General features: G+C 44.8%; 20 protein-coding genes and 1 riboswitch. Of the genes, 13 read left to right on the forward strand and 7 right to left on the reverse strand.

Going from position 1 to position 24,761, the window contains the following annotated elements:
* Positions 1 to 202 precede the first annotated feature (202 nt).
* Positions 203 to 886 carry a hypothetical protein gene (locus BLS65_RS06575; protein ID WP_092437177.1) on the reverse strand — a complete coding sequence of 228 codons (684 nt, stop codon included), beginning with the start codon at positions 884 to 886 and terminating at the stop codon, positions 203 to 205.
* A 184-nt stretch (positions 887 to 1,070) separates the two neighbouring features.
* On the opposite strand from BLS65_RS06575, the gene BLS65_RS06580 reads away from it, so the two are divergent.
* Positions 1,071 to 2,375, forward strand: a complete 1,305-nt coding sequence (locus BLS65_RS06580) for an acetyl-CoA hydrolase/transferase family protein (RefSeq protein WP_092437179.1) — start codon at positions 1,071 to 1,073, stop codon at positions 2,373 to 2,375.
* Positions 2,376 to 2,508: 133 nt separating this feature from the next.
* On the opposite strand, the gene BLS65_RS06585 is transcribed toward BLS65_RS06580, so the two are convergent.
* Positions 2,509 to 4,689: a RelA/SpoT family protein gene (locus BLS65_RS06585; RefSeq protein ID WP_092437181.1), complete on the reverse strand. Its 2,181-nt coding sequence runs from the start codon at positions 4,687 to 4,689 to the stop codon at positions 2,509 to 2,511.
* A 151-nt stretch (positions 4,690 to 4,840) separates the two neighbouring features.
* A riboswitch (cobalamin riboswitch) is annotated at positions 4,841 to 5,039 on the forward strand.
* 113 nt (positions 5,040 to 5,152) lie between these two features.
* Between BLS65_RS06585 and BLS65_RS06590 the strand changes: the two genes are divergently transcribed.
* The 7 genes from BLS65_RS06590 (at position 5,153) to BLS65_RS06620 (ending at position 14,328) form a co-directional block, all read left to right on the forward strand.
* A complete protein-coding gene (locus BLS65_RS06590; protein WP_092437183.1) occupies positions 5,153 to 7,051 on the forward strand; it encodes a TonB-dependent receptor plug domain-containing protein in 1,899 nt (632 codons plus the stop codon).
* A gap of 22 nt (positions 7,052 to 7,073) precedes the next feature.
* On the forward strand, positions 7,074 to 8,132 hold the full coding sequence (locus BLS65_RS06595) for a DUF5074 domain-containing protein (protein ID WP_092437185.1): 1,059 nt from the start codon (positions 7,074 to 7,076) through the stop codon (positions 8,130 to 8,132).
* 264 nt (positions 8,133 to 8,396) lie between these two features.
* Entirely contained in the window at positions 8,397 to 10,406 is a 2,010-nt protein-coding gene (ligA, locus tag BLS65_RS06600) for an NAD-dependent DNA ligase LigA (protein ID WP_092437187.1), read from the forward strand.
* Positions 10,407 to 10,414: 8 nt separating this feature from the next.
* Complete coding sequence (locus tag BLS65_RS06605; protein WP_092437189.1) at positions 10,415 to 10,993, forward strand: DUF6913 domain-containing protein; 579 nt, start codon at positions 10,415 to 10,417, stop codon at positions 10,991 to 10,993.
* 29 nt (positions 10,994 to 11,022) lie between these two features.
* Positions 11,023 to 11,901, forward strand: a complete 879-nt coding sequence (gene dapA, locus BLS65_RS06610) for a 4-hydroxy-tetrahydrodipicolinate synthase (RefSeq protein WP_092437191.1) — start codon at positions 11,023 to 11,025, stop codon at positions 11,899 to 11,901.
* Positions 11,902 to 12,167: 266 nt separating this feature from the next.
* Entirely contained in the window at positions 12,168 to 12,626 is a 459-nt protein-coding gene (locus tag BLS65_RS06615; RefSeq protein ID WP_092437193.1) for a DUF2750 domain-containing protein, read from the forward strand.
* An 85-nt stretch (positions 12,627 to 12,711) separates the two neighbouring features.
* Positions 12,712 to 14,328: an NADP-dependent glyceraldehyde-3-phosphate dehydrogenase gene (locus BLS65_RS06620; RefSeq protein ID WP_092437195.1), complete on the forward strand. Its 1,617-nt coding sequence runs from the start codon at positions 12,712 to 12,714 to the stop codon at positions 14,326 to 14,328.
* Between the two features lie 151 nt (positions 14,329 to 14,479).
* Here BLS65_RS06620 and BLS65_RS06625 read toward each other — a convergent pair whose 3' ends face one another.
* Together BLS65_RS06625 and BLS65_RS06630 are read right to left on the reverse strand one after the other, a co-directional pair.
* On the reverse strand, positions 14,480 to 15,724 hold the full coding sequence (locus BLS65_RS06625; RefSeq protein ID WP_092437197.1) for a peroxiredoxin family protein: 1,245 nt from the start codon (positions 15,722 to 15,724) through the stop codon (positions 14,480 to 14,482).
* A 271-nt stretch (positions 15,725 to 15,995) separates the two neighbouring features.
* Entirely contained in the window at positions 15,996 to 17,213 is a 1,218-nt protein-coding gene (locus BLS65_RS06630) for an ATP-grasp domain-containing protein (protein ID WP_212590509.1), read from the reverse strand.
* Between the two features lie 241 nt (positions 17,214 to 17,454).
* Between BLS65_RS06630 and BLS65_RS06635 the strand changes: the two genes are divergently transcribed.
* The 4 genes from BLS65_RS06635 (at position 17,455) to BLS65_RS06650 (ending at position 22,265) form a co-directional block, all read left to right on the forward strand.
* The gene (locus BLS65_RS06635) at positions 17,455 to 18,687 is read left to right on the forward strand and encodes a 6-phosphofructokinase (protein WP_092437198.1); all 1,233 of its coding nucleotides are present in this window, start codon (positions 17,455 to 17,457) and stop codon (positions 18,685 to 18,687) included.
* A 112-nt stretch (positions 18,688 to 18,799) separates the two neighbouring features.
* Positions 18,800 to 19,396 (forward strand): RNA polymerase sigma-70 factor, encoded by a 597-nt coding sequence (locus BLS65_RS06640; RefSeq protein ID WP_212590510.1) that lies wholly within the window; start codon positions 18,800 to 18,802, stop codon positions 19,394 to 19,396.
* An 8-nt stretch (positions 19,397 to 19,404) separates the two neighbouring features.
* Entirely contained in the window at positions 19,405 to 20,412 is a 1,008-nt protein-coding gene (locus BLS65_RS06645) for a FecR family protein (RefSeq protein WP_092437200.1), read from the forward strand.
* The gene (locus BLS65_RS06650) at positions 20,400 to 22,265 is read left to right on the forward strand and encodes a peptidase associated/transthyretin-like domain-containing protein (RefSeq protein WP_092437201.1); all 1,866 of its coding nucleotides are present in this window, start codon (positions 20,400 to 20,402) and stop codon (positions 22,263 to 22,265) included. Before BLS65_RS06645 ends, BLS65_RS06650 begins: the two co-directional genes overlap by 13 nt.
* Before the next feature lie 165 nt (positions 22,266 to 22,430).
* Here the strand turns inward: BLS65_RS06650 and BLS65_RS06655 are convergent, their stop codons facing one another.
* The 3 genes from BLS65_RS06655 to BLS65_RS06665 form a co-directional block, all read right to left on the reverse strand.
* Entirely contained in the window at positions 22,431 to 23,105 is a 675-nt protein-coding gene (locus BLS65_RS06655) for a hypothetical protein (protein WP_092437203.1), read from the reverse strand.
* Between the two features lie 109 nt (positions 23,106 to 23,214).
* Positions 23,215 to 23,673, reverse strand: coding sequence for a hypothetical protein (locus BLS65_RS19115; RefSeq protein WP_170830019.1), 459 nt, complete (start codon positions 23,671 to 23,673; stop codon positions 23,215 to 23,217).
* 67 nt (positions 23,674 to 23,740) lie between these two features.
* Entirely contained in the window at positions 23,741 to 23,968 is a 228-nt protein-coding gene (locus tag BLS65_RS06665) for a hypothetical protein (RefSeq protein ID WP_092437207.1), read from the reverse strand.
* 658 nt (positions 23,969 to 24,626) lie between these two features.
* Here BLS65_RS06665 and BLS65_RS06675 point away from each other — a divergent pair.
* Positions 24,627 to 24,761: helix-turn-helix domain-containing protein (locus tag BLS65_RS06675; RefSeq protein WP_139180950.1), on the forward strand; the 135-nt coding region annotated here is incomplete at its 3' end.

Below are 24,761 nucleotides of genomic sequence, written 5' to 3' on the forward strand. Positions count from 1 at the left end.
GTCAAAGATACAATCTGAAAGCAATTCACAACAACTGGTAAGAATGTGCTCTGGTATGCTAGGTTGTGTGCATTATGTCAAAGATACAATCTGAACCGAGCGAAGCGAGTTCGGTGCAGCCAACGCAATTCACGACCCATTGAGGTAGCCACCGATAGCACCGAGGGTTGTGTGCAATATGTCAAAGATAGAATGTGAGACTTTATGGCCTGTTGGGCTCAAACAGCGATGTGCTTCCAAAGTTGCTATGGTAGCCGGAGAATGGATTATTCCAGAAGTTTGTTCCATAGGGTGGCAATCCTTGTGACCATTGGAACTGAGCCGAAACGCTGGCCTTTTCGCTAATCTTATAGCTAACACCTACCGATAGGCTTTTGTAGTCGTTGTTTACTCCATAGGGCACTACTAGAGAGCCACCTCTGCCATAGGTTCCATTGCCAAAAAAGTTCATGCGATCGTTTAAGAAGTAAGTGGCACCAGTATATCCAGCCACTGGTTCTGCTACCTGCAACACTTCCGAATCGCCAAAGCCATTGGCGTTGTTGTGGGCAACATAGGCCCCTACAAATACTTCTACCTTATTAGAGGGCTGAAAGGATACGCTAGGGGATAGGTAGGTAGTGAAGAGATTACGTCCGCTCCCAAATGTCGAAAAGGAGGATCCAACCTCTAGGCTAACCTTTGCATCTTTCAGCAATGATGGCTTTAGTGGATTGCCGGCAGGTCGTTCGGATGAAGAAATATAGGAGGATGGAAGCTTGGCAGGTTCGGCTATGCCTTGATGCGTTGAATCTACGATGTAGAGCGATGGGAGGTCCTTTATGAGTTGACCAAATCCCGAAAGGGTTATGGCGAGCAATGCAGCAAGGAGCGATATTTTTCTCATGGTAAAATGGGTATTACAAACAGCAATCAAACATACAATAATTATGCCTAATAATACATACGATTGCGGTGCGAATTCCTGTCCAATAGCATTATGTTCTTTAGCATTGTATGTTTTTTGAAATGGCTTTTGGGGTATATTTGCGGCCTGAATCTTTGGGATTAAAAGTTAAAAATATTTATATATGCGTCAGCCAATAAAGTTTGTTTCGGCCGAGGAGGCTGTTAAGGTCATTAAGTCCGGCGATCGGATTCATATTCATAGCGTAGCACTTGCACCGCAAAAGCTTATCAAGGCTATGTGCGAAAGGGGCAAAGCGGGTGAGTTTAGGGGTGTTAAAATTCAGCACCTTCACACCGAAGGTCCTGCACCTTACGCAAGCAAGGAGTATGAAGGAATCTTCTTTCTTGAGTCGTTCTTTGTTGGTCATAACGTGCGCAAGGATACCCAAGCAGGATACGCCGATTATATTCCTGTGTTCCTACACGAAACCCAACGTCTTATTCGCGAAAACGTGCTTCACGTAAACGTGGCTATGGTGCAGGTTTCTCCTCCCGATAAGCACGGATATGTTTCGCTTGGCACCTCCGTCGATTGCACTCTCGCTGCCATAGAGTGTGCAGATACGGTTATTGCTGTCATTAATCCCAATGTGCCCCGCGCATTTGGTGATGCCATGATCCCTATGGACATGATCGACATCTTCTGTGAGGATAATTCTCCGCTTATTGAGGCTGCCCCTGCCGATCCCGATCCTATTGAATTGGCCATTGGAGCTTACGTTGCCGGCTTGGTGGATGATGGCGCAACCCTGCAAATGGGGATTGGTGCAATTCCTAATGCGGTGCTTGGTATGCTGGGAAACCATAAAAACCTTGGTATTCACACCGAAATGTTTTCCGATGGTCTATTACCATTGGTCGAAAAGGGCGTAGTGAATGGTGCCGAGAAGATGATTGATCGCGGTAAGATTGTATCTACTTTCCTTATGGGTTCAAAGAAGCTTTACGACTTCATCGACGATAATCCAGGTGTGCTAATGATGGATGTGAACTATACCAATAGCGTTGAAATGATCAGCAAGAATCCTAAGGTTACCTCCATTAACTCGGCTCTTCAGGTTGACCTTACCGGTCAGGTTTGTGCCGATTCTCTTGGAACGGTATTCTATTCGGGTGTTGGTGGTCAGATTGACTTCCTTCGCGGTGCGTCATGCTCACGCGGTGGTAAGCCAATTATTGCTATGCCTTCGGTAACCAATAAGGGGTTATCGAAAATTGCTCCGGTGCTTAATCTAGGTGCTGGTGTGGTTACTACTCGTGCCAACATGCATTGGTTTGTTACCGAGTATGGCGCAATTAACCTTTATGGCAAGAGTCTGCAAGAGCGGGCCCGCCTTATTATCAGCATTTCACACCCCGATCATAGGGAGGCTTTGGATAAGGCTGCATTTGAGCGCTTTGGTCCTCACTTCCACTACATAGGTTAGTCCAACGGAATATTATATAAAAGAAACGCCGAGCATTTTGCTCGGCGTTTCTTTTTTAGCGTTACTTAGAAGTGTATGATTCGTCTCGATAATGCGGCCAAATACTTTTCATCTATGGCGTGTCTTTTAACGTTTAACGATTCACCCGAATAGCCCTCTGTATTCCAGCTGTTTTCTGAAGTTTGCTCAATAGGTTTCCGAGTTGGTTTGTGTGTTCAATGAGCACTTTAAGTATGCCAACAAAACTATTTCCCTTGGATTCTATGGAAATAGCGCGCATGTTGAGTTTCATCTCCTTCGAGACAATCTCCGAGATCCTATTAACGATCCCTAGCTCGTCGTAGCCCACAATTTTAATGGTTACTTGAAAAGCTCCCGATTCTGTTTGCTCGCGCCATTTGGCCTTCATAATGCGGTATCCGTACTTATCTCTAAGCCTATCGGCGTTGGGGCAGGTGTTTCGGTGAATCTTAATTCCTTCACCAATGGTAACAAATCCAAATACCTCATCACCAGGAATTGGGTTACAGCATTTGGCCAGGCGATAGTCTACATTATCCAATCGCTCATCAATGATAAGGTAATCATCAAATTTAGTAACTCTGTGCTCAACAACTCGCTTTTGAGGTTCGGCTTGTTCTGGTTGCTTGTCACCCAGCAGTACAAGCTTAATATCCGAAAGCTCAATTTTTTCATGAAAGATGGATGAATAGAGAACTGTTGCATCCTTAAGTTTATAGTGTTTAATGAGCAACGAGACGGTGGTATCGTCCAAAGTCATTTTCCAGTTTTTCAGACGACGAGCGAGCATCTCCTTGCCAAGATCTGCAACCTGCATCTCATTCTCCTTGAGGCTCTGCTTGATCTTTGATTTTGCCTTGGAGGTTACAACAAAGTTTAGCCAATCCTTTTTAGGTTTCTGATTCTTAGAGGTAATGATCTCTACCAGGTCTCCGTTTTTGAGTTCCTCTCGGATCGTTGCATTCTTTTGGTTAACCTTGGCCCCCATACAGTGGTATCCCACTTGGCTGTGAATATCAAAGGCAAAATCGAGCACCGTGGCGCCAACCGGGAGTTTCTTTAAGTCGCCGGTAGGGGTAAAGATGAAAATCTCTTGGCTGTGTAGGTTTAGCTTAAAGGAGTTCACCATCTCCTCGGGCGAGATGTCGGGAGTCTCGATAATATCGCGAATTTGCGAAAGCCATTCATCGATACCAGCCTCCTGCCTAATGCCCTTATATCGCCAGTGAGCCGCTAGGCCACGCTCGGCAATCTCATCCATGCGTTTGGAGCGGATTTGCACCTCCACCCAACGGCCATCGGGGCCTACAACGGTGGTGTGCAGCGATTCATAGCCTGTAGACTTTGGCACTGAAACCCAATCGCGCAATCGGCTGGGGTTGGGAATATACTTATCGGTAACCGTGGAATACACTCTCCAACATTCGGTCTTCTCTTTATCCTTTGGTGTATCTAGGATAATGCGAATGGCAAATACGTCATAAATCTTTTCGAAAGGAACATTTTGTTTCTGTATCTTCTTCCAAATGGAATATACCGATTTTGTTCGTCCTTTTATTTCGAAGTTGAGACCCTGAAGGTTCAGCTTCTCTTCGATAGGTTCCATGAACTCCCGAATAAACTTATTACGGGCTACTGTAGTGTTTCGAAGTTTCTTTATTATGCTCTTGTAAGCCTCGTTTTCGGTAAACTTCATGGAGAGGTCTTCCATCTCACTCTTCACCTTGTAGAGACCTAGTTTATGGGCTAATGGGGCGTAGAGGTTAAACGTCTCTCTTGCTTTTGATGCCTGTTGTTCTTTTGTAAAGTGATTAAGCGACCGCATAATTTCAAGTCTGTCGGCCAGCTTAATCAGGATTACACGTATATCTTCCGAAATGGAGATGATCAGGTTTCGGTAATTCTCGCTTTGGTCGGCATCCTTTGAATGGTTAATCTCAGCAATACGGTTCAATCCGGCAACAATGGCCGAAACATCTTTGCCGAATCGTTGCTCTATCTCGGCTAGGGTAAGCCCACCGAACCGTGTGGTGTCGTGAAGGAGCGCTGCAATCACTGATGTGGCCCCAAGACCAATCTCCTCAAGCACAATTCGAGCTACGGCCACAGGGTGAAATAGGTATGGCTCACCCGACGATCGACGCATATCCTTGTGGACCTCCGCTGCCAATTTGTAGGCCTCCTTTATGCGCTGAATGTCCTTATTGTCAAGGATATGCATGCCGGATTTAAGCAGTGCTTTAAATCGGTAAATAACCTGTTTGTGCTCTCTGGGTCTTTCTTCGGGCGTCATTAGTTTTGCAAGTGAGATATAGGCAAAGATAAAATCTTCAACAAAACAATTGGCTTTTTGATTGGAAAAAGATAACAGTTTGGGCAATAAGGGAAAGTGATTTATGCTGAAGAATATGTGCTATAACGATTTCGGAACCAATAAAATATTTTACTTTTGTCGCAGTTTTGGTTCTCCGCCATTGGCGGAGCGAAGAGGGAATCGGGTGTAAATCCTGAACAGTTTCCGCTGCTGTAAACTCCATCAAAACCTTTTGCTATCAAAAAAAGCCACTGTCGAGCTAGTTTCAAGACGGGAAGGCCAGCAAAGGGGGAGTAAGTCAGAAGACCTGCCAATAACATTTCGCATTTATAGCTTTCGGATAAAGGGCTCAGTGTAATTCGTTTACATTCTCTTGCTTTTTCTTTTTATTCCGCAGGTTATAGATGATTGAATCTTAAACGATTTTAATCATTTGTAACGCATGTTGTTGAGTATTTTTCTTGTTGGAGTCTTAGCTCTCCCCAGCGATATCCCTCCTGTGACAAGCACAATTGAGGATACCATCACCCTTAAAGAAGTGGTGATTAGCTCCAAGTTGAAGCGCTTTTCTGCTGGTCTCTCCGTAAAAATAATTTCGCCCATAGATATTAAGCAAAGCCGGAGCTTGCTCCTTTCCGATATGCTTGCCAGTCAGCCCGGCCTTGTGGTAAATAGTTATGGTCCTGGAGCCACTTCTTCTATTTCTCTTCGGGGTTTGAATGCCTCGCATACCGCTGTGCTTTGGAATGGTGTTAACCTTCAAAGTAGCATGAATTCCGGCGTTAACTTTGGCAATATCCCTACTTTCTTTGTCGATCAAATTGCCGTGCAGCAAGGTGGCAACGGCGCACTCTTTGGCAGTGGTGCCATAGGCGGCGTAATCCACCTCGATAACCAGCTGGCCTTTGGCAATGGAAATAGCGGAGAGCTATTTCAGTCGGTGGGCAGCTACGGGTTGTCGTATTCCGCTATTAAGCATACCTATGGTGGCGAAAAGTTTGCCATTTCATCGCGGCTATTTTACAGTGAGGCTCAAAACAACTACGAGTTTAGGAACACAACTAAAATGGGTAAGCCCATTGTGAACCAGACCAATGCCAACTATCGTAAGGCAGGCATCATGGAAACCGCCTCATTCCTCGTTTCGCCAGCCGACAGGCTTGTTGTGGCGCTTTGGGCGCAGGATGGTTATAACGCTTATCCAGCTATGATGAGCACGGCATCGAGCAATCAGAATGATTACAGCAGCTTTTTTCGGGCAACATCGCAATGGCGCGCCAATAGAACGAGCTATGATTTTAATATTAAGGCTGCTCTCTTCAACGATTGGCAGGCTTACCGGAATATTCCGGTGGAGCGATCGAATCACCACTCAACCAACGGACAGGTGGAAGGAGAGTTCATCTATCGAATGTCGCAGAGCCACGTGCTTGAAGCAGGTATAAATACGGCCTATGAGCGCGTTCGTTCTACCAATTATTCTGAACCTAAGGAACGGTTAAGACCAGCAGCCACGCTGGGTTATCGGTTTAGAACTGAGGATGGCGGTATCGAAGCCTTTGCAGGTGCGCGCGAGGAGATAATTGATGGAGAGTCTACACCCATTACCTGGTCGGTTGGTGGTCAGTTTCGGTTAATGACTGGGCTATACATGCGTGCAAATGTCTCTAGAAATTACAGGGTGCCCTCTTTCAACGACCTTTACTGGGGAAATGGTTGGGGGAATCCAAACCTTAAGCCTGAAAATGGTTTAGGAGAAGAAGTTGGACTCGATTACGTTTACACTGGAAATGGAAATCTTATATCAATAAAGATTAGTGCTTTCAATAATAATGTAGACAACTGGATTATTTGGCTTCCTAATTCTTCTGGAACTTGGAGACCTCAAAACTACAACGAAGTTTGGTCTAGAGGTGTAGAGAGTTCGTTAACCTTAAAGAAGCGCTTGGAAAGGTTCACTATTGGAGCCGATTTGTCGGGTGCTATTACCTACACCACCAACGAAAAAGATGCTATTCAAGCAACGGAAGGAAAGCAACTGCCCTATGTGCCAAAGTATAAGTATGGTTTTTCAGCATTTATTGATTTTGATTGGCTTCGCCTAAAGTATACTCAAGGCTACACCGGTAGGCGCTATGACGTTGCCGACCACTCTAGCCAGATAAATCCATTTTCGATTGCTTCCCTTTCGGTAGAGACAAACTATAAACTAAACAGTTATGAAATACGTGGATTTGCACGCATTGATAACTTGTGGAACGAGGAGTATGTGGTAATGCAGAACTATGGAATGCCAATGCGTACCTATCAGTTGGGAATTGTCCTCTCTTTTGGAAAATAATTAACCTAAATAACAACAGACTATGAAAATTAGAAACATTTTTTCGATTGCGCTGGTTGGTGCATCGCTACTCTTTTCTGCATGTGAAAAGGATGAGTCGTCGGGTCCCAAGTTGCCTTTCGACTTAACCCAAGGAATGATAATAACTAACGAGGGAAACTTTGGTAGCGCAAATGCCTCCATCTCGATTTACCATGCCGCAGGCGATTCTATCACTTCGGATGTTTTCTTCAAGGCAAATAATCGTGTGCTTGGTGATGCCCTTCAGAGTATGACATTCACTACTAACAATGCATACTTTGTTCTTAACGGTTCCAGCAAAATTGAGGTTGTAGAGAAATCATCATGTAAGGAAGTCGCTACCATTGAAAATTTAGGTGGTCCACGTTATATGGTTACCTACGGCACTAAAGGATATGTTTCGACATGGGACAATAATGAGGTTGTAGTTATCGATCTTAATTCAAATGCTGTTACCAAAAAGATAAGCGTTGGCTCAGGTCCTGAAGGACTTGTTGTTGTGGGATCAAAACTGTTTGTTGCCAACAGTGGTGGTTGGGGAAGTGCAAAAACCGTTTCGGTGATTGACCTCAAAACCGATGCTGTTGTTGAAACGATTAATGTTGCCGATTCTCCACGCGGATTCGTTGTTGATAAAAACAATGATGTATGGGTGCTTTGTGTTGGTGCTGTAGATTGGTTGAATAGTGCAAATACTACCACATCGGCATTGTGCAAGATAAACCCAACAACATACAACGTAACTACAATCAATATCAGCACAACTTATCACCCAACCCAACTGCGCACAAATAATGCCGGCGACCAACTATACTACGGTGCTGGATACGGTGTTCAGGGTATCTTCAAAATGAGCATTAACGGCACAATACCTACGGCACCATTTATAGATGTTGAAGTGTATGGTTTTGCTATCGATCCTGCATCGGGAGTTGTTTATGGTATGCAGGCACCATCCTTTACTGCGGCTGGAAAAATGCTTCGCTACGATTTGGCTGGTAAACTTGTAAAGGAATACACTGTGGGAATTGGCCCTAACAACGGTTACTTCGTACGGTAGTATTTACAATGCATTATATAAGGCCGAAGGGATTATTCCTTTCGGCCTTTTCTGTTATGGCACATTAATGCGGTTTTCTTGTTACAGCAAAATTACTGACTTTAGGCTTTTACTGTTTTGATGACATCTCTTTCGAATGAAACCTTGAGTTAGGTTCTTTGAACCCCATACTGCCAGTAAGTAAAAACGTTAGTAACAACTTCCGTTGTTCATCGCGCTAATGTAACATCTTCTTCTTATCTTTATTCCCAAAACAGAAGAAGAATGACCATACTGGAGGCCCGTCAACGAGTTGAGCAACTTCGCAATGCCTTAGATAAGCACAACTATAGCTATTACGTGCTAGCCGAGCCATCGATATCCGATTTTGAATATGATTCCCTAATGCGGGAGTTAATGAGCCTTGAGGGGCAATTCCCCGAATTGCAGGATGCCTCTTCTCCAAGCCTACGGGTTGGAAGCGATATTTCCTCTGAATTTGTGCAAGTTAATCATCGCTATCCAATGCTTTCGCTGGGTAATACATACTCAGAGGAGGAACTTTTTGATTTCGACCAACGCGTCAGAAAGCTCTTGGCTGGTGAGGAACCACAATACATATGCGAGCTGAAGTTTGATGGAACGGCCATTAATCTAATCTATAAGGATGGTTTGTTGGTGCAGGCCGTTACTCGTGGCGATGGTGTTAAGGGCGACGATGTTACAGCCAACGTTAAGACAATTCGTTCGATACCACTTAAGTTAACCGGCAGCGATTTTCCTTCTGACTTCGAGATGCGGGGAGAGATAATACTTACTCATGCAGCTTTCCAAAAGATGAACGATACGCGGGCATCAAAAGGAGAAGCTCTCTTTGCCAATCCGCGCAATGCAGCTGCCGGTACATTGAAACTGCAAAATTCAGCCGAGGTTGCCCGCAGGGGGTTGGATTGCTTTCTCTACTATACCTTGGGTGAAGAGTTGCCTTATGAGCTGCATTACGAAAATCTAATAAAGGCCAAGACATGGGGCTTTAAGATATCAGAGTTTAGCCGAAAATGCCATACCATGCAGCAAGTGTTTGAGTTTATTCATCATTGGGATAAGGCACGATTTGATTTACCGTTCGATACGGATGGGGTTGTGGTGAAGGTGAACTCCTATGCACAACAAGAAACGCTTGGGTTTACTGCAAAAACGCCTCGCTGGGCAATTGCCTATAAGTATAAGGCCGAACAGGGCTACACCCGGCTCGTTTCGGTCGATTTTCAGGTTGGGCGAACGGGTGCAGTTACTCCGGTAGCCAATCTCGAACCAGTATATCTGGGTGGAACTACTGTAAAAAGAGCTTCGCTGCACAATCAAGACCAAATCCAGCTGCTCGATTTGCATACGGGCGACATGGTAATTGTAGAGAAGGGGGGCGAGATTATTCCTAAGATTGTTGGCGTAGACATTGCGCAGCGACCTCTTCATACTGCACCCGTTGTGTTTCTTTCTCACTGTCCCGAGTGTGGTTCGGAGCTATTCCGACCCGAGGATGAAGCGCGACACTTTTGCCCGAACGACCAAGGATGTCCACCGCAAATTGTGGGACGCATGGTTCACTTCATTAGCCGCGATGCTATGAATATCGATGGGATGGGAGAGGAAACCATTGATTTGCTCTATCGCCAAGGGTTAGCCACCACCCCAGCCGATTTGTATGATCTACAGCTGCAGCAACTGTTACCCTTGGATAGAATGGCTGCCAAGTCGGCTTCCAATATAATCGCAAGTATTGAGGCTTCAAAGGAAGTTTCTTTTTCCCGCGTACTCTTTGCATTAGGAATTCGTTATGTAGGAAAAACCACTGCCAAGAAGTTGGCGGAGCATTTCAGAACCATCGAAGCATTAGAAACCGCTACTTTTGATGAATTAAAGGCAGTGGATGAGGTTGGCGAACGAATTGCAGGAAGTATCCAGCGTTTTTTTGGCGATAATCGCGCCATCAATCTGGTGGAAAGATTGAAAAAAGCAGGATTGAACATGTTTCTTCCTCAAAAGAATTCCGAAGGGCTTTCAGAAAACCTGAAAGGTTATACCTTTGTAATCTCAGGCACCTTTGCCGATATATCGCGCGAAGATTTAAAGGAGTTGATTGAACAGCATGGAGGAAAGAACTTGGCTGCCGTCAGTGGAAATTTGAATTACCTAGTTGCCGGTGACAAAATAGGTCCAGCAAAATTGAAGAAAGCCAGCGAGTTGGGTGTGAACATTATTACAATTGATGAGTTATATAGTATGTTAAAATAATTGAATATATGTTTGGCAAACTAAAATACAAGTCGGGCCTTAAGGCTATTGCGACCCTTCAAAAGAAGATTCCTCGGAAAAAGTTTATTTATAACCTTACTACTGCTCGAAAAGTAGGATTGGTTTTTGAAGGCTCAATCACGGGTATTCCTGAGGAATTGAAAGCGTTTATTCAATATTTAAAGACGTTGAACCTTGATGTGTACGCAATAGGATTTGTGGATATTAAGGAGTTGACTGTTGGTCTGGAACAACATCCCAGCATTAACTTCTTTTCAAGGAAAGAGTTGAAATGGAATGGCGTGCCAAACTGCCCTCATGTTGTTGACTTTGATAGTATTCGTCTCGACATCCTAATTGATTTTAGCCGGAGAGAACTCATGCCGTTGAGAGGCGTTACTGCCCTTGCTCATGCTAGCTTTAAGGTGGGATTTATAAACTACCACAACAGTCCTTTCGATTTTATAGTGGCTGTTAAGGAGAGTGAGCCACTTTCCTATCTTATAGAGCAGGCAAAGCACTATCTTATGGCGATTAACAACCGCCACTACCATTCAGTAGGGGACAAGAAAACTGAGCAATCCTAATTTTAAACAATTGAATTGATTAACGATATATGGCAAAGTTCTTTGGAACAGGAGTTGCAATGATTACTCCGTTCAACGCGGATAAGAGTGTCGATTTTGAGGGTTTAGGAAAACTTGTTGACTATTTGACCAAAGGCGGTGTTGAATTCCTTGTCGTTTTAGGAACTACAGGCGAAGCGGCAACCCTTTCGATAGATGAACGCCACAAGGTGGTTCGTTATGTTGTGGAGAAGAATGCAGGTAAGTTGCCCATTGTAGTTGGGATTGGTGGCAATAATACTGCCGAAGTAGTTCATTCGGTCAATACATTCGATCTTTCTGGCGTAGATGCCATTCTTTCGGTAACGCCGTTCTACAACAAACCCAATCAGCGTGGCCTTTACGAGCATTTCAAGGCAATTGCATTGGCAAGTAAGCTGCCAATAATTCTCTATAATGTTCCGGGTAGAACTGGCATTAATATGAATGCCGAAACTACCATTAAGCTAGCCAAAGAGTTTAAAAATATAGTGGGTATTAAGGAAGCGTCGGGTAACCTTACTCAGATTACCTACATTTTGCGCGACAAGCCAGCGGGCTTTGCCGTTCTTTCGGGCGACGATGGCCTTGCACTGCCTCAAATGGCAATGGGTATGGATGGTATAATCTCTGTTACCGGTAATTGCTTGCCAAGGGAGTTCTCCGACATGGTTCGTTACTCCATTGCTGGCGATATGGCTAAGGCTCGTCCGCTTCACAATAAGTTTGTTGAGATTATTGATGCCCTTTTTGCCGATGGCAACCCTGCAGGAGCAAAGGCTGCATTGAGTTTCCGGAGTGTGGCGAAGAACGAACTGCGTCTGCCACTTGTTCCTGTTAATGATCCCCTACAAAAGAAGATTGAACAGCTGATGGCAGAGTTTAAGTAGCCATTTCTAACATAGAATTACAGAAGGAGGTGTGCTGCACCTCCTTTTTTCACCTTTATAGTATTACTGCTATTCTATATTAGTAGGGGCTTTTAGTTTTTACCGATGGTGTTGCGGCCTATCTCCTTTTATTGAGGTGGTTTTGAACCGATAACAAGTTGATGAGGTGGCTACTAAAGCATTTCAAACGGTAGGGCGTTTCTTAGTATGGATAGAGAGTGGTAGCAAGTAATTAAGCACATAGTAATTCAAAACAAACAACAATAATGGCACAAGAATCAACAGTTGCAAAGCAACAACACGAGAGATTCATAAAAGATGTTTGTAAATCGGGCATTGTTTGGGGGCTTGATAGTAAGAGTGGTTATGCTACTTCTGGTTCAAATGATTATGAAGATGCAGAAGGCAATCCGCTAAGCGTAATATGCATATGGTCTAGTAAGGACATGGCAGTATTGTGCGCAAAAGAAGACTGGGCTGAATTTGAACCTGTCGAAGTTCCCTTGGACGAATTCATCGAGAATTGGTGCGTTGGGATGTTTGAGAATAGCATGCTGGCGGGAACCAACTTCGGCGAAAATATGTTTGGAGTTGAATCTAATCCGCTCGACCTGATAGTGGAGTTGGCCAAGGAACTTAAGAAAATCCGAAAAATTATTCCGCTGAAGCTGTATAAGGGGATGGATGATTTGCTGCGTGAAATTGATCTCTTAAATAAAGAGTAATAAAAGTATGGCGTCACAGAACGATTGCTTCTCAAATGGCTCATTGTATATGAGCATTATGACCATCAATATAAACTAATGTGCAATGAAGAAAACTATTGACGATATTTTTCCTACGCTGGATGCGGTGCCGGAACAGTTTCGGCTAGCGTCCACTCTGGAGCAAACGGAATACCTCATTAATGGGGAGATTATGACATGGGCTGGCGAACGGCAGAAGGTTTACTCGCCTGTGTGCTGCAAAACGGCCGACGGTTTCGATAGCTACATTGGCAGCTATCCGCTTATGGGTAAGGAAGAGGCGTTGAAGGCATTGGATGCTGCCTCGGAGGCTTACAACTCGGGTAGGGGAACATGGCCTGCCATGAGCATTGAAGGACGAATTGAGTGCATGAAGAAGTTCGTCTTCTACATGAAGGAGCAACGCGATGAAATTGTGAAGCTGCTCATGTGGGAAATTGGCAAGAACTACGCCGATTCCACGAAGGAGTTCGATAGAACCATCGATTATATTATTGATACCATTGATGCGGTAAAAAATCTCGACCGCGATTCGTCGCGCTTTGTTATTTCGCAGCAAATAATTGCTCAGGTTAGGCGTGCGCCGCTTGGAGTGGTTTTGTGCATGGGGCCTTTCAACTACCCGCTAAACGAAACCTTTACCACGCTTATTCCCGCCTTGATTATGGGGAACACGGTTATTTTTAAACCCCCAAAGTTGGGTGTGCTGCTTCATCAGCCACTGCTTAAGGCTTACCAAATGGCATTTCCAAAGGGTGTGGTGAATACTCTTTACGGTCATGGCGAAATAATTATGGGCCCGCTAATGGAGTCGGGCAGGGTTGATGTGCTTGCATTTATTGGTTCGAGCCGTGTAGCCGATATTCTCAAGAGTCAGCACCCTAAGCCACACCGGCTAAAGGCAATACTAGGCCTTGAGGCAAAGAATCCTGCCATTATTCTCCCCGATGCCAATATCGATTTGGCGGTAAAGGAGTGCGTTATGGGTTCGCTCTCATTCAACGGCCAGCGTTGCACTGCCCTAAAGATATTGTTTGTGCACCGGAGCATTGCCGATACCTTTGTGAAGAAGTTTAGCGAGGAGGTAGGGCGGTTGCAAGTTGGTATGCCGTGGAGCAATGGCGTTGCTATTACTCCGCTGCCTGAGCCAAATAAGTCGGAATATCTTACCGCCCTTATCGACGATGCCAAGGCCAAGGGTGCTGCTGTGATGAACCCTTCGGGAGGTTACTACAACCGATCGTTCTTTTACCCTGCGGTGCTTTACCCTGTAAATAGCAGCATGCGTGCATTCCGTGAGGAGCAGTTTGGCCCAATAGTTCCTATTGCAGTGTTCGACGATATTAACGAGCCGTTGGACTATGTAATTGAGTCTAACTATGGCCAGCAGGCAAGCATTTTTGGCCAAGACTCTACTACTATTGCCACACTTGTAGACACGCTGGTGAATCAGGTGTGCCGTGTAAATATTAATTCGCAATGCCAGCGCGGACCGGATATCTTCCCTTTCACTGGGCGTAAGGATTCGGCCGAAGGAACCCTCTCTGTTTCCGATGCGCTGCGGGTATTCTCCATTCGAACCCTTGTGGCATCGAAAGAAAACGATGAGAATAAGAAGATAATTACCGAAATTGTCCGAGAGCAGAAGTCCAACTTCCTATCAACAGACTTTCTTCTCTAAACGTTATGCTATATATAAGAAAAGGCCACCAGCGTTTTACTGGTGGCCTTTTCTTTAACTCGATATTTTGATGATTCAGCCTTGGTTTACGCTCGTTATTCCGAGTATGCTCCGATTAACTCCTGTATAACTTCCGGCTAACTTCAATGGTTTACTTCTCCGAAAGCAGCTTTTCTACAAAAGCAGTGGTTTCCTCTACCAGTTTGGTGTAGTGATCGCCAGTTCCCGGGCCAGAGAAGCCAGTGTGCAGCTTCACAATCTCGCCTTTACGGTTGATGAATATGGAGGTTGGAAATGCAACTTGTCCTTCGAGGTTGTATAGCACTTTATCCTTTGTCTCTTTGCCCCGTGGGCCTGCATACAGGAAGGTATAGCTAGCGCCCGTTTGTTCGGCAAAGCGTTCCATTCCTTTTTTCGATGAAGCGAGGTCTTTGTTCTCAAAGCAAAGCGCAACAATCTCGAGTCCTTTATCTTTATACTTATTGTAGAGCTCGCCGTAGAAGCGGTTTTCGTCCATACAATTTGGGCACCAAGAGCCCGAGGCTGTTACAATAACTACCTTTCCTTTAAACTGCTCGTCGCTAAGACGAATAGTGTCGCCACTTAAGTTTACACATGCAAATTCAAATATTTTAGGCCCTTTCTTAAGGTGAATGAGCGATTCAACGGACGGAAGGTTAGCGTTCTCGTTTTTAGTGGCTGTCCAAACCGATTTCCACTTTGGGCTGCCCATAAATTTACCGTTTTCAATCTTCCCATCGGCCGTAACTTCTCCAGTCATTATAATAGTGTGCGCACCATCCACTGCCGAGAGCATGAGTTTGTTGCCCGAAATCTTACCTTCGAGGTAACGCATGTCGCCACCGGTGTTTAGCCAGGTTCCAGTAACCTTTGCTCCATCTTGCTTAAACTCGCCTACCATGTAAGTGGAGTCGGGCGTTCCTAGGTTCTCCATTACATCCCAACGGCCTTGAATATTGGCTGTAGGCGCCTCGGTAGCGTTAGGAAAGCGGTCGGTTACACCCTTAGTTGCGTAAAATTTGTAGAAGGTACCGTTTTCCTTACCCTTAGGATAGTAGAAACCATTGAGTGTTTCGGCTCCAACCGTAGCGTAAATCTCGCTCGAGAATACCGGGAACTTCATTATTAGCGTGTCGCCCATGAAGGTAACCTCGGTAGCCGATATTTTTTCATCGGCATTGATAATGTCGATGGTGGTAGTGCCATCGTCATGTTTAATCACGTTCATATTAAAGGGCACTTCCATTCCAACTTCGGTGGAATCAAGCACCAAAACTCCCAGCCAAGGCCCTTGAGCCAAATCGGCAGAGTTTTTACTACACGAGGAGATTGCTGCCATGGCTAATACTCCTAAAATTATTGGTTTTAGCTTCATAGGTTTATACTATTACGGTGTTGTAAATCAGGGTTGAAAGTTAAGCCTTTTTACTCTTATTGAAAAGCTGGTTATACCACTTCTTTCCATTGAATAATAGCACAAAAAACAGGATTGCGACTGCAACTCCGGATAATAAACCAAAGAGGTATTGAGTATTCATTTCTTTTTTTTTGTGAAGTAAGTCGCTAATATGTAATACGCAACTTGGTGACTTCGTTTTTACAAAGGTGCAAATCTTTAACAGGCATATACCTATGATTTGCTGTTTTTAAATAGGTTTAACCACAATATACTCCCTTAGGTTCGACTTCAGAATACGTTCCAACTCGGCCATATTCTCTTGTCGGGTTTCCGAAAAGAGGAAGGCAAACACGGGATACTCGTGGAAGTTTATCTTTCGGAGCTCCAACGGTTTTTCGAAGTGGGAGAGGAGCTTGTCGTAGTCGAACTTCACAATATCCTCGGCTTTGTAGCCCGAGTTATTGTCGAGGATAGAGATACTGTAAACCTTTCCGGCTTTATCCTTAAGTATTTCGCTCCAGTTTGGGGCTGTTTGCTCAAAGAGGCACTCGTACTCATTAATGCCATAAGCCAGCCAAGCCATATCGCCGGTAGAGCACCAACCGCCAAAGCGCATTGGGTTTACCTCAATAGGGTAAATAGTGCCAGTTTTATCAATTCTAATCTCGATATGGGCTGGGAAGTTACGCAGCTCGGCAAGGCGCGAAACTTCCGAAAGGAAGGCTTCAACGTTGGCCAGATTCTTCTCAATAATATCCTTCGAGGTAAGGTAAACACGATCGCTCACATCCTTTCCCGAACCAAAAATATGCTCCATAATGTTGAGAACAGTGGCCTTTCCGGTGCTGTTAAAGTAACAATCAACGGCGTATTCGTCGCCTTCAATGCAATCTTCAATAATGAAGTTTGTAGCATTCATTACCTCTTTAGGGTATAGGTCTTTAACTTGTTCTATCTCGTCGACAATGGTGGTGCGAAGGGCCTCCCACTCTTTGTCGGTGTCCACCTTGTGCACTCCCATGCTGAAGAAACCTATGGCAGGCTTGATGATAAAGGGTTTCGGAATATCAACCGACGAAAGCGTGGCCAATTCGGTAATGGGAACGCTCTTGAAGTAGAAGTTTGGGAAGATAGGCTTTACCAGTTCGCGGAACGCAACCTTATCTTTAAATAGCTTTATTGTTTTTGGAAGCCTCGAGAATGGAAGGTTCTTCTCCACCCAGCTAATTGCGTTTTCGGAGTTGCTATACACAAGCTCGTCGCCGTTTTCCTGAACCAGCTTAATGGCTTCGGTTTCGCTAATAAACTTTACCTGCTTGTTGGTAATAAGTAGTTCGCTATTAGCCGTTTTTACAACCGGATATTGGTTCTTTGCAAGGGTTAATTGTAAAAATTCGGAAACGAATGGTTTATCTAATAGAATCATTGAGGTGCTATATTTAGTGTGAATGTTTAATGTGCGCATCAAAGCTAGCATTTTTTTGCAACGATAGGGTCGGTTTATTCGTGCTTCTTTCACTGTTGGTTATGCCTAATGTTTTTTCTATCGCTAACGTTTGCAATATAGGTTTTGCATAAAAAAAGCATACATTTGTGTCCGACTTTGCCTCCGCCATACCAATGGTATTTGCATCATCTCGGGTGTTCTTATTCGAATTTTTGTGGCGCTGGGGTCAAGGATAGTCAATCACCATAACCTATCGTAAATGAAGAAGTCGAACAAACTTTTTAGCGGGAAAACCCTTGCAATTCTTACCGGTGGTGGTGATACCCCAGCCATTAACTCGAGCATTGAAGCCATTCGGAACCGTGCCTCCTTTTTGGGTTATAAAGTTTATGGCATTAGGCACGGATGGAAAGGCTTACTGGCCGATGGTGATGTGCTCGATTTAACGTGTCAACCCTACGATGGCTTTTATGGCGGAACTGCGCTGCGGTCGAGCCGAACCAACCCGTTTCCATCGATTAAAAACCCGGATAATAGGGTTCCTCAGATACTAAAGAACTTAGAGCGCTATAAAATTGATGTGCTCGTAACCATTGGTGGCGACGATACCAACGGTGCGGCAAGGCTCCTTCACGAAACAGAAGGCTTCCCGGTAATTGGTTTTCCCAAAACCATCGATAATGACCTTCGAACGCGAACCCTCCACCACTTCAACGGCAAAGCAATTGAGGCGGTAGTCTGCCCGGGATTTCCATCGGCAGCTAAGGGCGTAATGGAGTATGCCGCTCGCATACGCACTACGGCCGAGTCGCACTCTCGAATCATTGTTTTAGAAGTGATGGGGCGCGATGCCGGTTGGTTAAATGCAAGTGCTTCCTTTGGAGGTGCCGAGATGGCGCTGGTGCCCGAATTTGAAATTACCAAGGAGCGAAAGCTCGTGTTTCTGGAAACCGTTAGGGAAAACTACTTGCGTTCACCCAAAAAGTCACTGGTTATTGCCGTGTCGGAAGGGGTTCGCTGGTACGACGACGCCACTGGGAAGGTCGATGTAATGTATGCCAGCAAAGAGGTGGATGAATATGGTCACGCTAGGCTCGGTGGCATAGGTGCGATTATTGCATCGGAGATATCGAATAAGCTGGGTATTGAAGCTCGCGCCGAAACCTGCGGCTACTACGCCCGTTCGGGGGAATGCCGCCTCTACGACCGCCGATTAACCACCACGTTGGCCGATAAAGTGGTGGATTTGCTGCTTCGCGAAGATTATGGACAGATGCCCGTGCTAAGCCACATGGTGAATTTTCAGGAGTTGGAGGAGTTCAACACCACCTCCATTGATATGGGGCAGGTGGGGAACCATCCTATGCCGAAAGAATACTACAACATCGATAAGTTTGAAGTATCGGAAGCCTACCATCACTACCTATCCTATATTTTAGGAAAGCCGGAGTTCCTTAAGTTCGAATATGATTTCCCTGTGGTGATTCCTTAAACCATATTACAAAATATTTTTTTGACGGAGAGGGGGGCATTGCCTCCCTCTTGTTGTCTTAGATAGGAGATATGATTAGTTGTGTTGGATTTGTTCAAGATTTGAAATACTTTTGAGCTGCATTCATCTATTTTACAAAGTGCAGGAGAGCGATGTTGTAGTAGGTATTCAAATTGAAGATGAGGTGGCTTTTGAAGCCGTCTTTAAAGCCTACTATACACGCCTTTGCAGCTATGCCCACACAATGCTCAACGATAGTGAGGAGGCTGAAGAGATGGTTCAGAATACCTTTATAGTGCTATGGGAAAATAGGGCGAACGTAGATATTCACACTTCGCTAAAAAGTTATTTATACCGAGCCGTTCATAACAGTTGCCTTAATCGCATAAAACATTTAAAGGTTAGACAGGAGCACACCGATTACTACATGCATACCCACGAGGAAGAGGTGGATACTACTGCGCATACCATAATGGGAAATGAGTTACAGCATCAAATTAGTGAGGCGGTGGATTTGCTACCCCCTCAATGCAAGCGTGTTTTCACCCTTAGCCGTTTCGAAAACCTTACTTATGCCGAGATTGCCATTGAGCTTGGTGTTTCGGTAAAGGCGGTGGATAAGCAAATGGTGCGCGCGCTGAGAATTCTCCGCGAGCAGCTGAAAGATTATCTTCCGCTCGTTTTACTTTTACTGCTTTTTAAAAAATAAATACAGCCGTGGTTGCACATAGCGAACATATTGATCAACTAATTGCCCGTTACCTTGCCGGAGAAGCACTCCCGGAAGAGGCCGTGCAGCTGGATGATTGGCTGGAATTGAGCCTGGGTAACCGAGGCTACTTTGCTCAAGTGGAGCAGGTTTACAGGAAAGCTCACCCATTGGCTCAGCACCCTTTTTATGATTCCGAAATCGCTTGGGCAAAGGTAAAGGCTGGAATGAGGGGCGCTGCACCTATCGCTAAGGTTGTTCCGCTCTACAAACGCTATGCAGCGCTGTTGGCCGCAGCGGCAATTGCCTTGCTGGTTGGTCTTCCGCTCATGCTATTCTATAGCGGGGTTCTTTCGCCGGAAACAATAAACCAGGTAGCCTCGAATGAGACCGTCGGAACGAGCTATACGCTTACCGACAGCTCCGAAATGGTCCTTAACCGCAACAGCATTGTTACCTACAGCTCGAAGTATGGCGAGCATGATCGCCGTGTAAAGCTTAAGGGAGAAGCATTTTTTGAGGTAAAACATCTCAAGAATAAGCCATTTCTCGTGGAGGTAAACGGGGTTGTTATTGAGGATATCGGAACCAGCTTTAATGTGAAAGCATACGATTCTACCGGTACGGTGGAAGTTTATGTTGAGACTGGTAGCGTGCGCTTTTATACCTCAGCCTCCAATAGCGTTACGTTGGTTGCGGGCCAAATTGGGGTTTACAACAAGGCTGCCGACACTTTTACCGTTAAAGGCGATGCCAATATAAATGTGATTGCCTATAAAACCAAACAGTTTGTCTTTGTTGATACACCGCTCGATGTGGCATTGAAGGAGCTCGAAGCGGTATACAACATGCCCATTGAGGTTGGTAATCCAGCCCTGAACCATTGCCGAATTACTGTGAATTTCGATAACGAAAACATCGATTCGGTGCTGGAGATTATTGCCGAAACACTTGGATTATCGGTGGATAAAATCTCCACTGGTTATCGTATAAATGGAGAAGGATGCGCTCGGTAATTACTTATATTAAGAAGTTGAGGTTCTTGTTTGCCTTAATAGTAAGCATTACTGTGTGCCAAAAGGCAGCTACAGCGCAGAGCAGTACCGTTCCGCCTTTGGAGCGCACGGTAAACCTGAATGCAATGAATGCCGAAACCCGTGATGTGCTGAACCAAATTTCGCAGCAGGCGGATGTAACCTTCTCCTACAGCTCGCGCGCCTTTACCCCGGCCTCCAATATCAACATGATGGTTGTCGATAAACCGGTAAGGTTGGTGCTCAATAACCTGTTTCAAGGAGCGGTAAACTATAAGGTTAAGGGCCGCTATATTATTCTTACCGCCAACCACGATTTTGGGACTTCGCCAAGTTCAGTGGGTGCGCGGCGAACTATTGAGGGTTATATCACCGAACCTATATCGGGAAAAAAGTTAAGTGGGGTAACCATCTACGATAAACATTCTATGGCTTCGGCCATTACCAACGAGTATGGTTACTTTAAACTTACCATTCCCGAGGGTGAGTACTCTCCCGATGTAAAGGTTAGTAAGGCAGGCTACCTCGATATGGCCTTGCACCAAACCAAGGATGCCTTCAGCTTTATTGCGGTAAACCTCTCGCTCGATTCGCTTAAGCAATCGTTGGGAATGAAAAAAGATGGACCTAAGAGCGATACTCTTCGTTGGTTTCCCGAATGGCTAATTCCAAGAAGGCTATCGGTAAATACCCGTAATCTCTCGGATACCCTGTTTCGAAATGCGCAGGTTTCATTCTTACCCTATGCCGGAACAAATCAGTTGATAACGGGAAACGTAGAGATCAACTACTCCTTTAATGTGCTGGCGGGATACAATCAAGGCGTTCGGAAAGCGGAGCTTGGTGGAGTGCTGAATATTGTGCGGGATAGCGTTCGCTACGTGCAGGTGGCGGGTGTAGGCAACTTTGTGGGAAAAGGTATGCGCGGCGTTCAAGTAGCCGGCGTGTTCAATAAGACTCAGCGCATGGACGGGGTTCAGGTAGCCGGAGTATTGAATATTGTGCCGGAAGAGTCCCGATTTATACAGGTAAGTGGGGTTGGAAATATATCGCTAATGCATCACATTGGCGTTCAGCATGCCGGGGTATTCAATTTGGTAAATCGGCTCGATGGTGTTCAGTATGCTGGCATAGTAAATGTGGCCAAGATCGTAAGTGGTGTTCAGTTAGCTGGGATTTACAACCAGGCACGCTATATTAAGGGGGCACAGCTGGCCAGCGTGGTAAACTATGCCGATACGGTTTCGGGAGCGCAAATGAGTTTCATCGTAAATAGCGCAAAATACGTTAAGGGGATACAACTCGGACTGGTTAATATTTCAGATACCTGCAGCGGTGTGCCTATTGGACTATTCAGCTACGTAAAAAAAGGCTACCATAACCTAGAGATATCGGCCGATGAGGTTTTCTACGCAAACGTGGCCTACAGGAGCGGCGTAGCTGCGTTTCACTCCATCGTGTTTGCCGGGGTTAAACCGAAAACTTCCGCAGATCCCCTGCTTACATACGGTTTTGGAATGGGAACCACACACCATTTAACGCGCAAACTCTTTTTCGATGCCGATATTACCGCTCAGCAGATGCTTACAGCCGATAGTTACCTCGAAAATAGCCATCTCTACAAGGTTTATATGGGGATAGAACATAGGTTCTCGAACAATACTTCTCTTGCTGCTGGTGGAACATTCAATTTTATGGTTTTCGATTCCACCGATGCAGCGAGCGTGAAGCACCTATCCACACTCGCACCTTACACCATCCTTGATAAACCCAACGGGAAGGGTTACATTCATCAAACATGGCTTGGTTGGAAGGTGGCTTTTCGGTTTTACTAGAACCCGATGGTTCATTTGATAGAATGTAACGAAAATCGGCATAGAAGCATTCCTAAATTCAATATTCAGGAATATAGGCTTTTGTTTTAAATGATAAGAACTGTTTCAAAACGCGGAAAAGCCACCCTGAGGTGGCTTTTTTAGTGGCAACTGTTCGTCTATTACCTATTTGCTCTCCTGTTTGTTTCGGTAAACAAGGTTGTTTATCGTATAATCCTTACGCTTTTCAGGATTACTACGCTTATATATTATCTTCCCAAACTTATTTACCAACGAAACGATATCCATAAGTTCTTCTATTTGTGTTTTATTCTTCACCACAAGGTCTCTGCGTTCGTCGAGCTTATGTTTTTGCTCAAGGTTAGTTGCGGTAATCTTGTCGCGCAAATCGGTAATCTCTTTAGCAAACGTTTTTGGCATACCACCACCTTCAAGAGGTGCTTCGTTTTTCGCAATAGTATCGAGTGTAACCGAAATGCTTAGGGTAAATCCCTCTACGTGGCGGCGATTAATATGCTTGCGAACAGTATGTAAGTTAAAATCGCCAGGGTTGCTAACAAGGTTTTTTGTAGCAAATGCGATGAATCCTTCAAGCCGATTAATTTCATCGGCAGCATGAGTAAACAATTCGTAAAGCGACTTGGTAGTAGCTGTTAACGCATTTGTAAGAGCAAGGGGTTCCATCATGTCTTTTAACCCTGTAACCTTTGTCTCGAAGTCTGTTGTAAAGGCTTCATTAAAGTTGCTTGAGAAAGCCGTAAAATCATCAATGTCGCGCTTGTAGCTGTCGAGCACAAATCCTGCAACATGCAGTACTTCTTCGTTTTTAACTGTAGCCATGACTTTAAAAGATTTGGTTAATAATTACATACAATAATCGTTGTTTAGTTAGCAATTCATGTTCATTTATTTGCTGGTATAGCGCACCAACGTGCTGCGCTTTAATATTCTAGTTCAATTTACACGGACTATCGTTCATAGTCTCCGTCCTAAAACCCTCGTTGAGCCGTCCGAAGCAGTGCGTGAGCCGCCCGAAGGGAAATTTACTCTTCCCAACGCCATGCGTGAGCTTCCCAACGCCTTGCGTGAGCTTCCCGGAAGGAAATTTACTCCTTCCAACGCCGTGCGTGAGCTTCCCAACGCCGTGCGTGAACTTCCCGGAAGGAAATTTACTCTTTCCAACGCCGTGCGTGAGCTTCCCGAAAGGAAATTTACTCTTCCCAACGCCATGCGTGAGCTTCCCAACGCCGTGCGTGAGCCGCCCGAAGCATTCGGGTCGATAACTAATTATTTCAGAGAGCGAATTTATTCGTAATCCATTGCTGGTATTGGGTATTGTTAATAAATCACTGGTTAACACCCTAATATTTACGTTACCCAAGTTAATGAATGCCGTAACACAAACCAAATAATTTTAGAATATTTAACGTTCGAAGGGCTATTTACCGCCACCGCACAAGTGGGGGAGAGCACCGCTACCACACGCAAAGCAGCACAAAAGCAATACCGCAATGCAAGCACTCCATATGCTCGGCTATTGCAGCAATGTTTAAATATACTATGGTGTTAATAGCTAGAGCGGACGTTTTTCGTCCGTTCGCTGCGTATATGGCTAGAGCCGAAAGCGGAAGCACGTTGCAGCAAGGCAGCATATCCACAGCCATGCCAATTGCAAAGAGCGGTGGCATGGGCATGTTGCCCATACACAAAACTAACCAACCGCTATGGCATTCTGTTATTGCAGCCGGACGAAACGTCCTGAATACCTTATGGTGTGCTTATTTAGGCTGCGCAGCTATCGATGTTGTGTAATGGATGGGCAATATGATGGTTTGTGAAGGTATTTGTTTCGAGCACGTTAATTTATTTGTCGCCAAGTTTTTTGTTCACACTATGCTTAATCTTAAAATAGTAAAGCATTGTTATCCTTATATCTTCTAGCAATAGAACTACAGGGATAATTATAAACAATGGATTTCCAAAGACGATAAAACAAACTAAAAATCCTACTATAAAAGTTGCTTCTACGAGGATATCGAATTTCATCGCATGAAAGTCTAATTTTACAATACAACTATCTTTACTTTCTATAACGTTCGCGAGAATTGTGAGATATCTTGATGTGCGTCCGTTCAAAGAGCCATAAGAAATTGTTTTATGAAATTCAATGCCGTTTTCAATAGTTCTTCCGGTGAAAGGTTTTATTCCCTAAATTCAAGTAACAAATGCAACTTATAGGATTGATTGGAGAGAAAGGAATTGCATTTTTTCAGAACAGGAAGATGAGAATTACTCACCTTCGCTGCTCCGATGGAAAAAATGTGGTTCTTTACCCCCTAAGTCCTCTAAAAATAAGTTGTAATGGCGCACATCAACCAAGAGCAAAGGTATGTAATTACCCTCATGCTACAGCAAGGCAAGCTACAAAAAGAAATAGCCCTGTTTATCAACCGAAGCCCTTCCGTGATATCCCGGGAGATTCGCAGGAACAGGGAT

This window comes from Williamwhitmania taraxaci (genome assembly GCF_900096565.1).
GTDB classification, from domain to species: Bacteria; Bacteroidota; Bacteroidia; order Bacteroidales; family Williamwhitmaniaceae; genus Williamwhitmania; species Williamwhitmania taraxaci.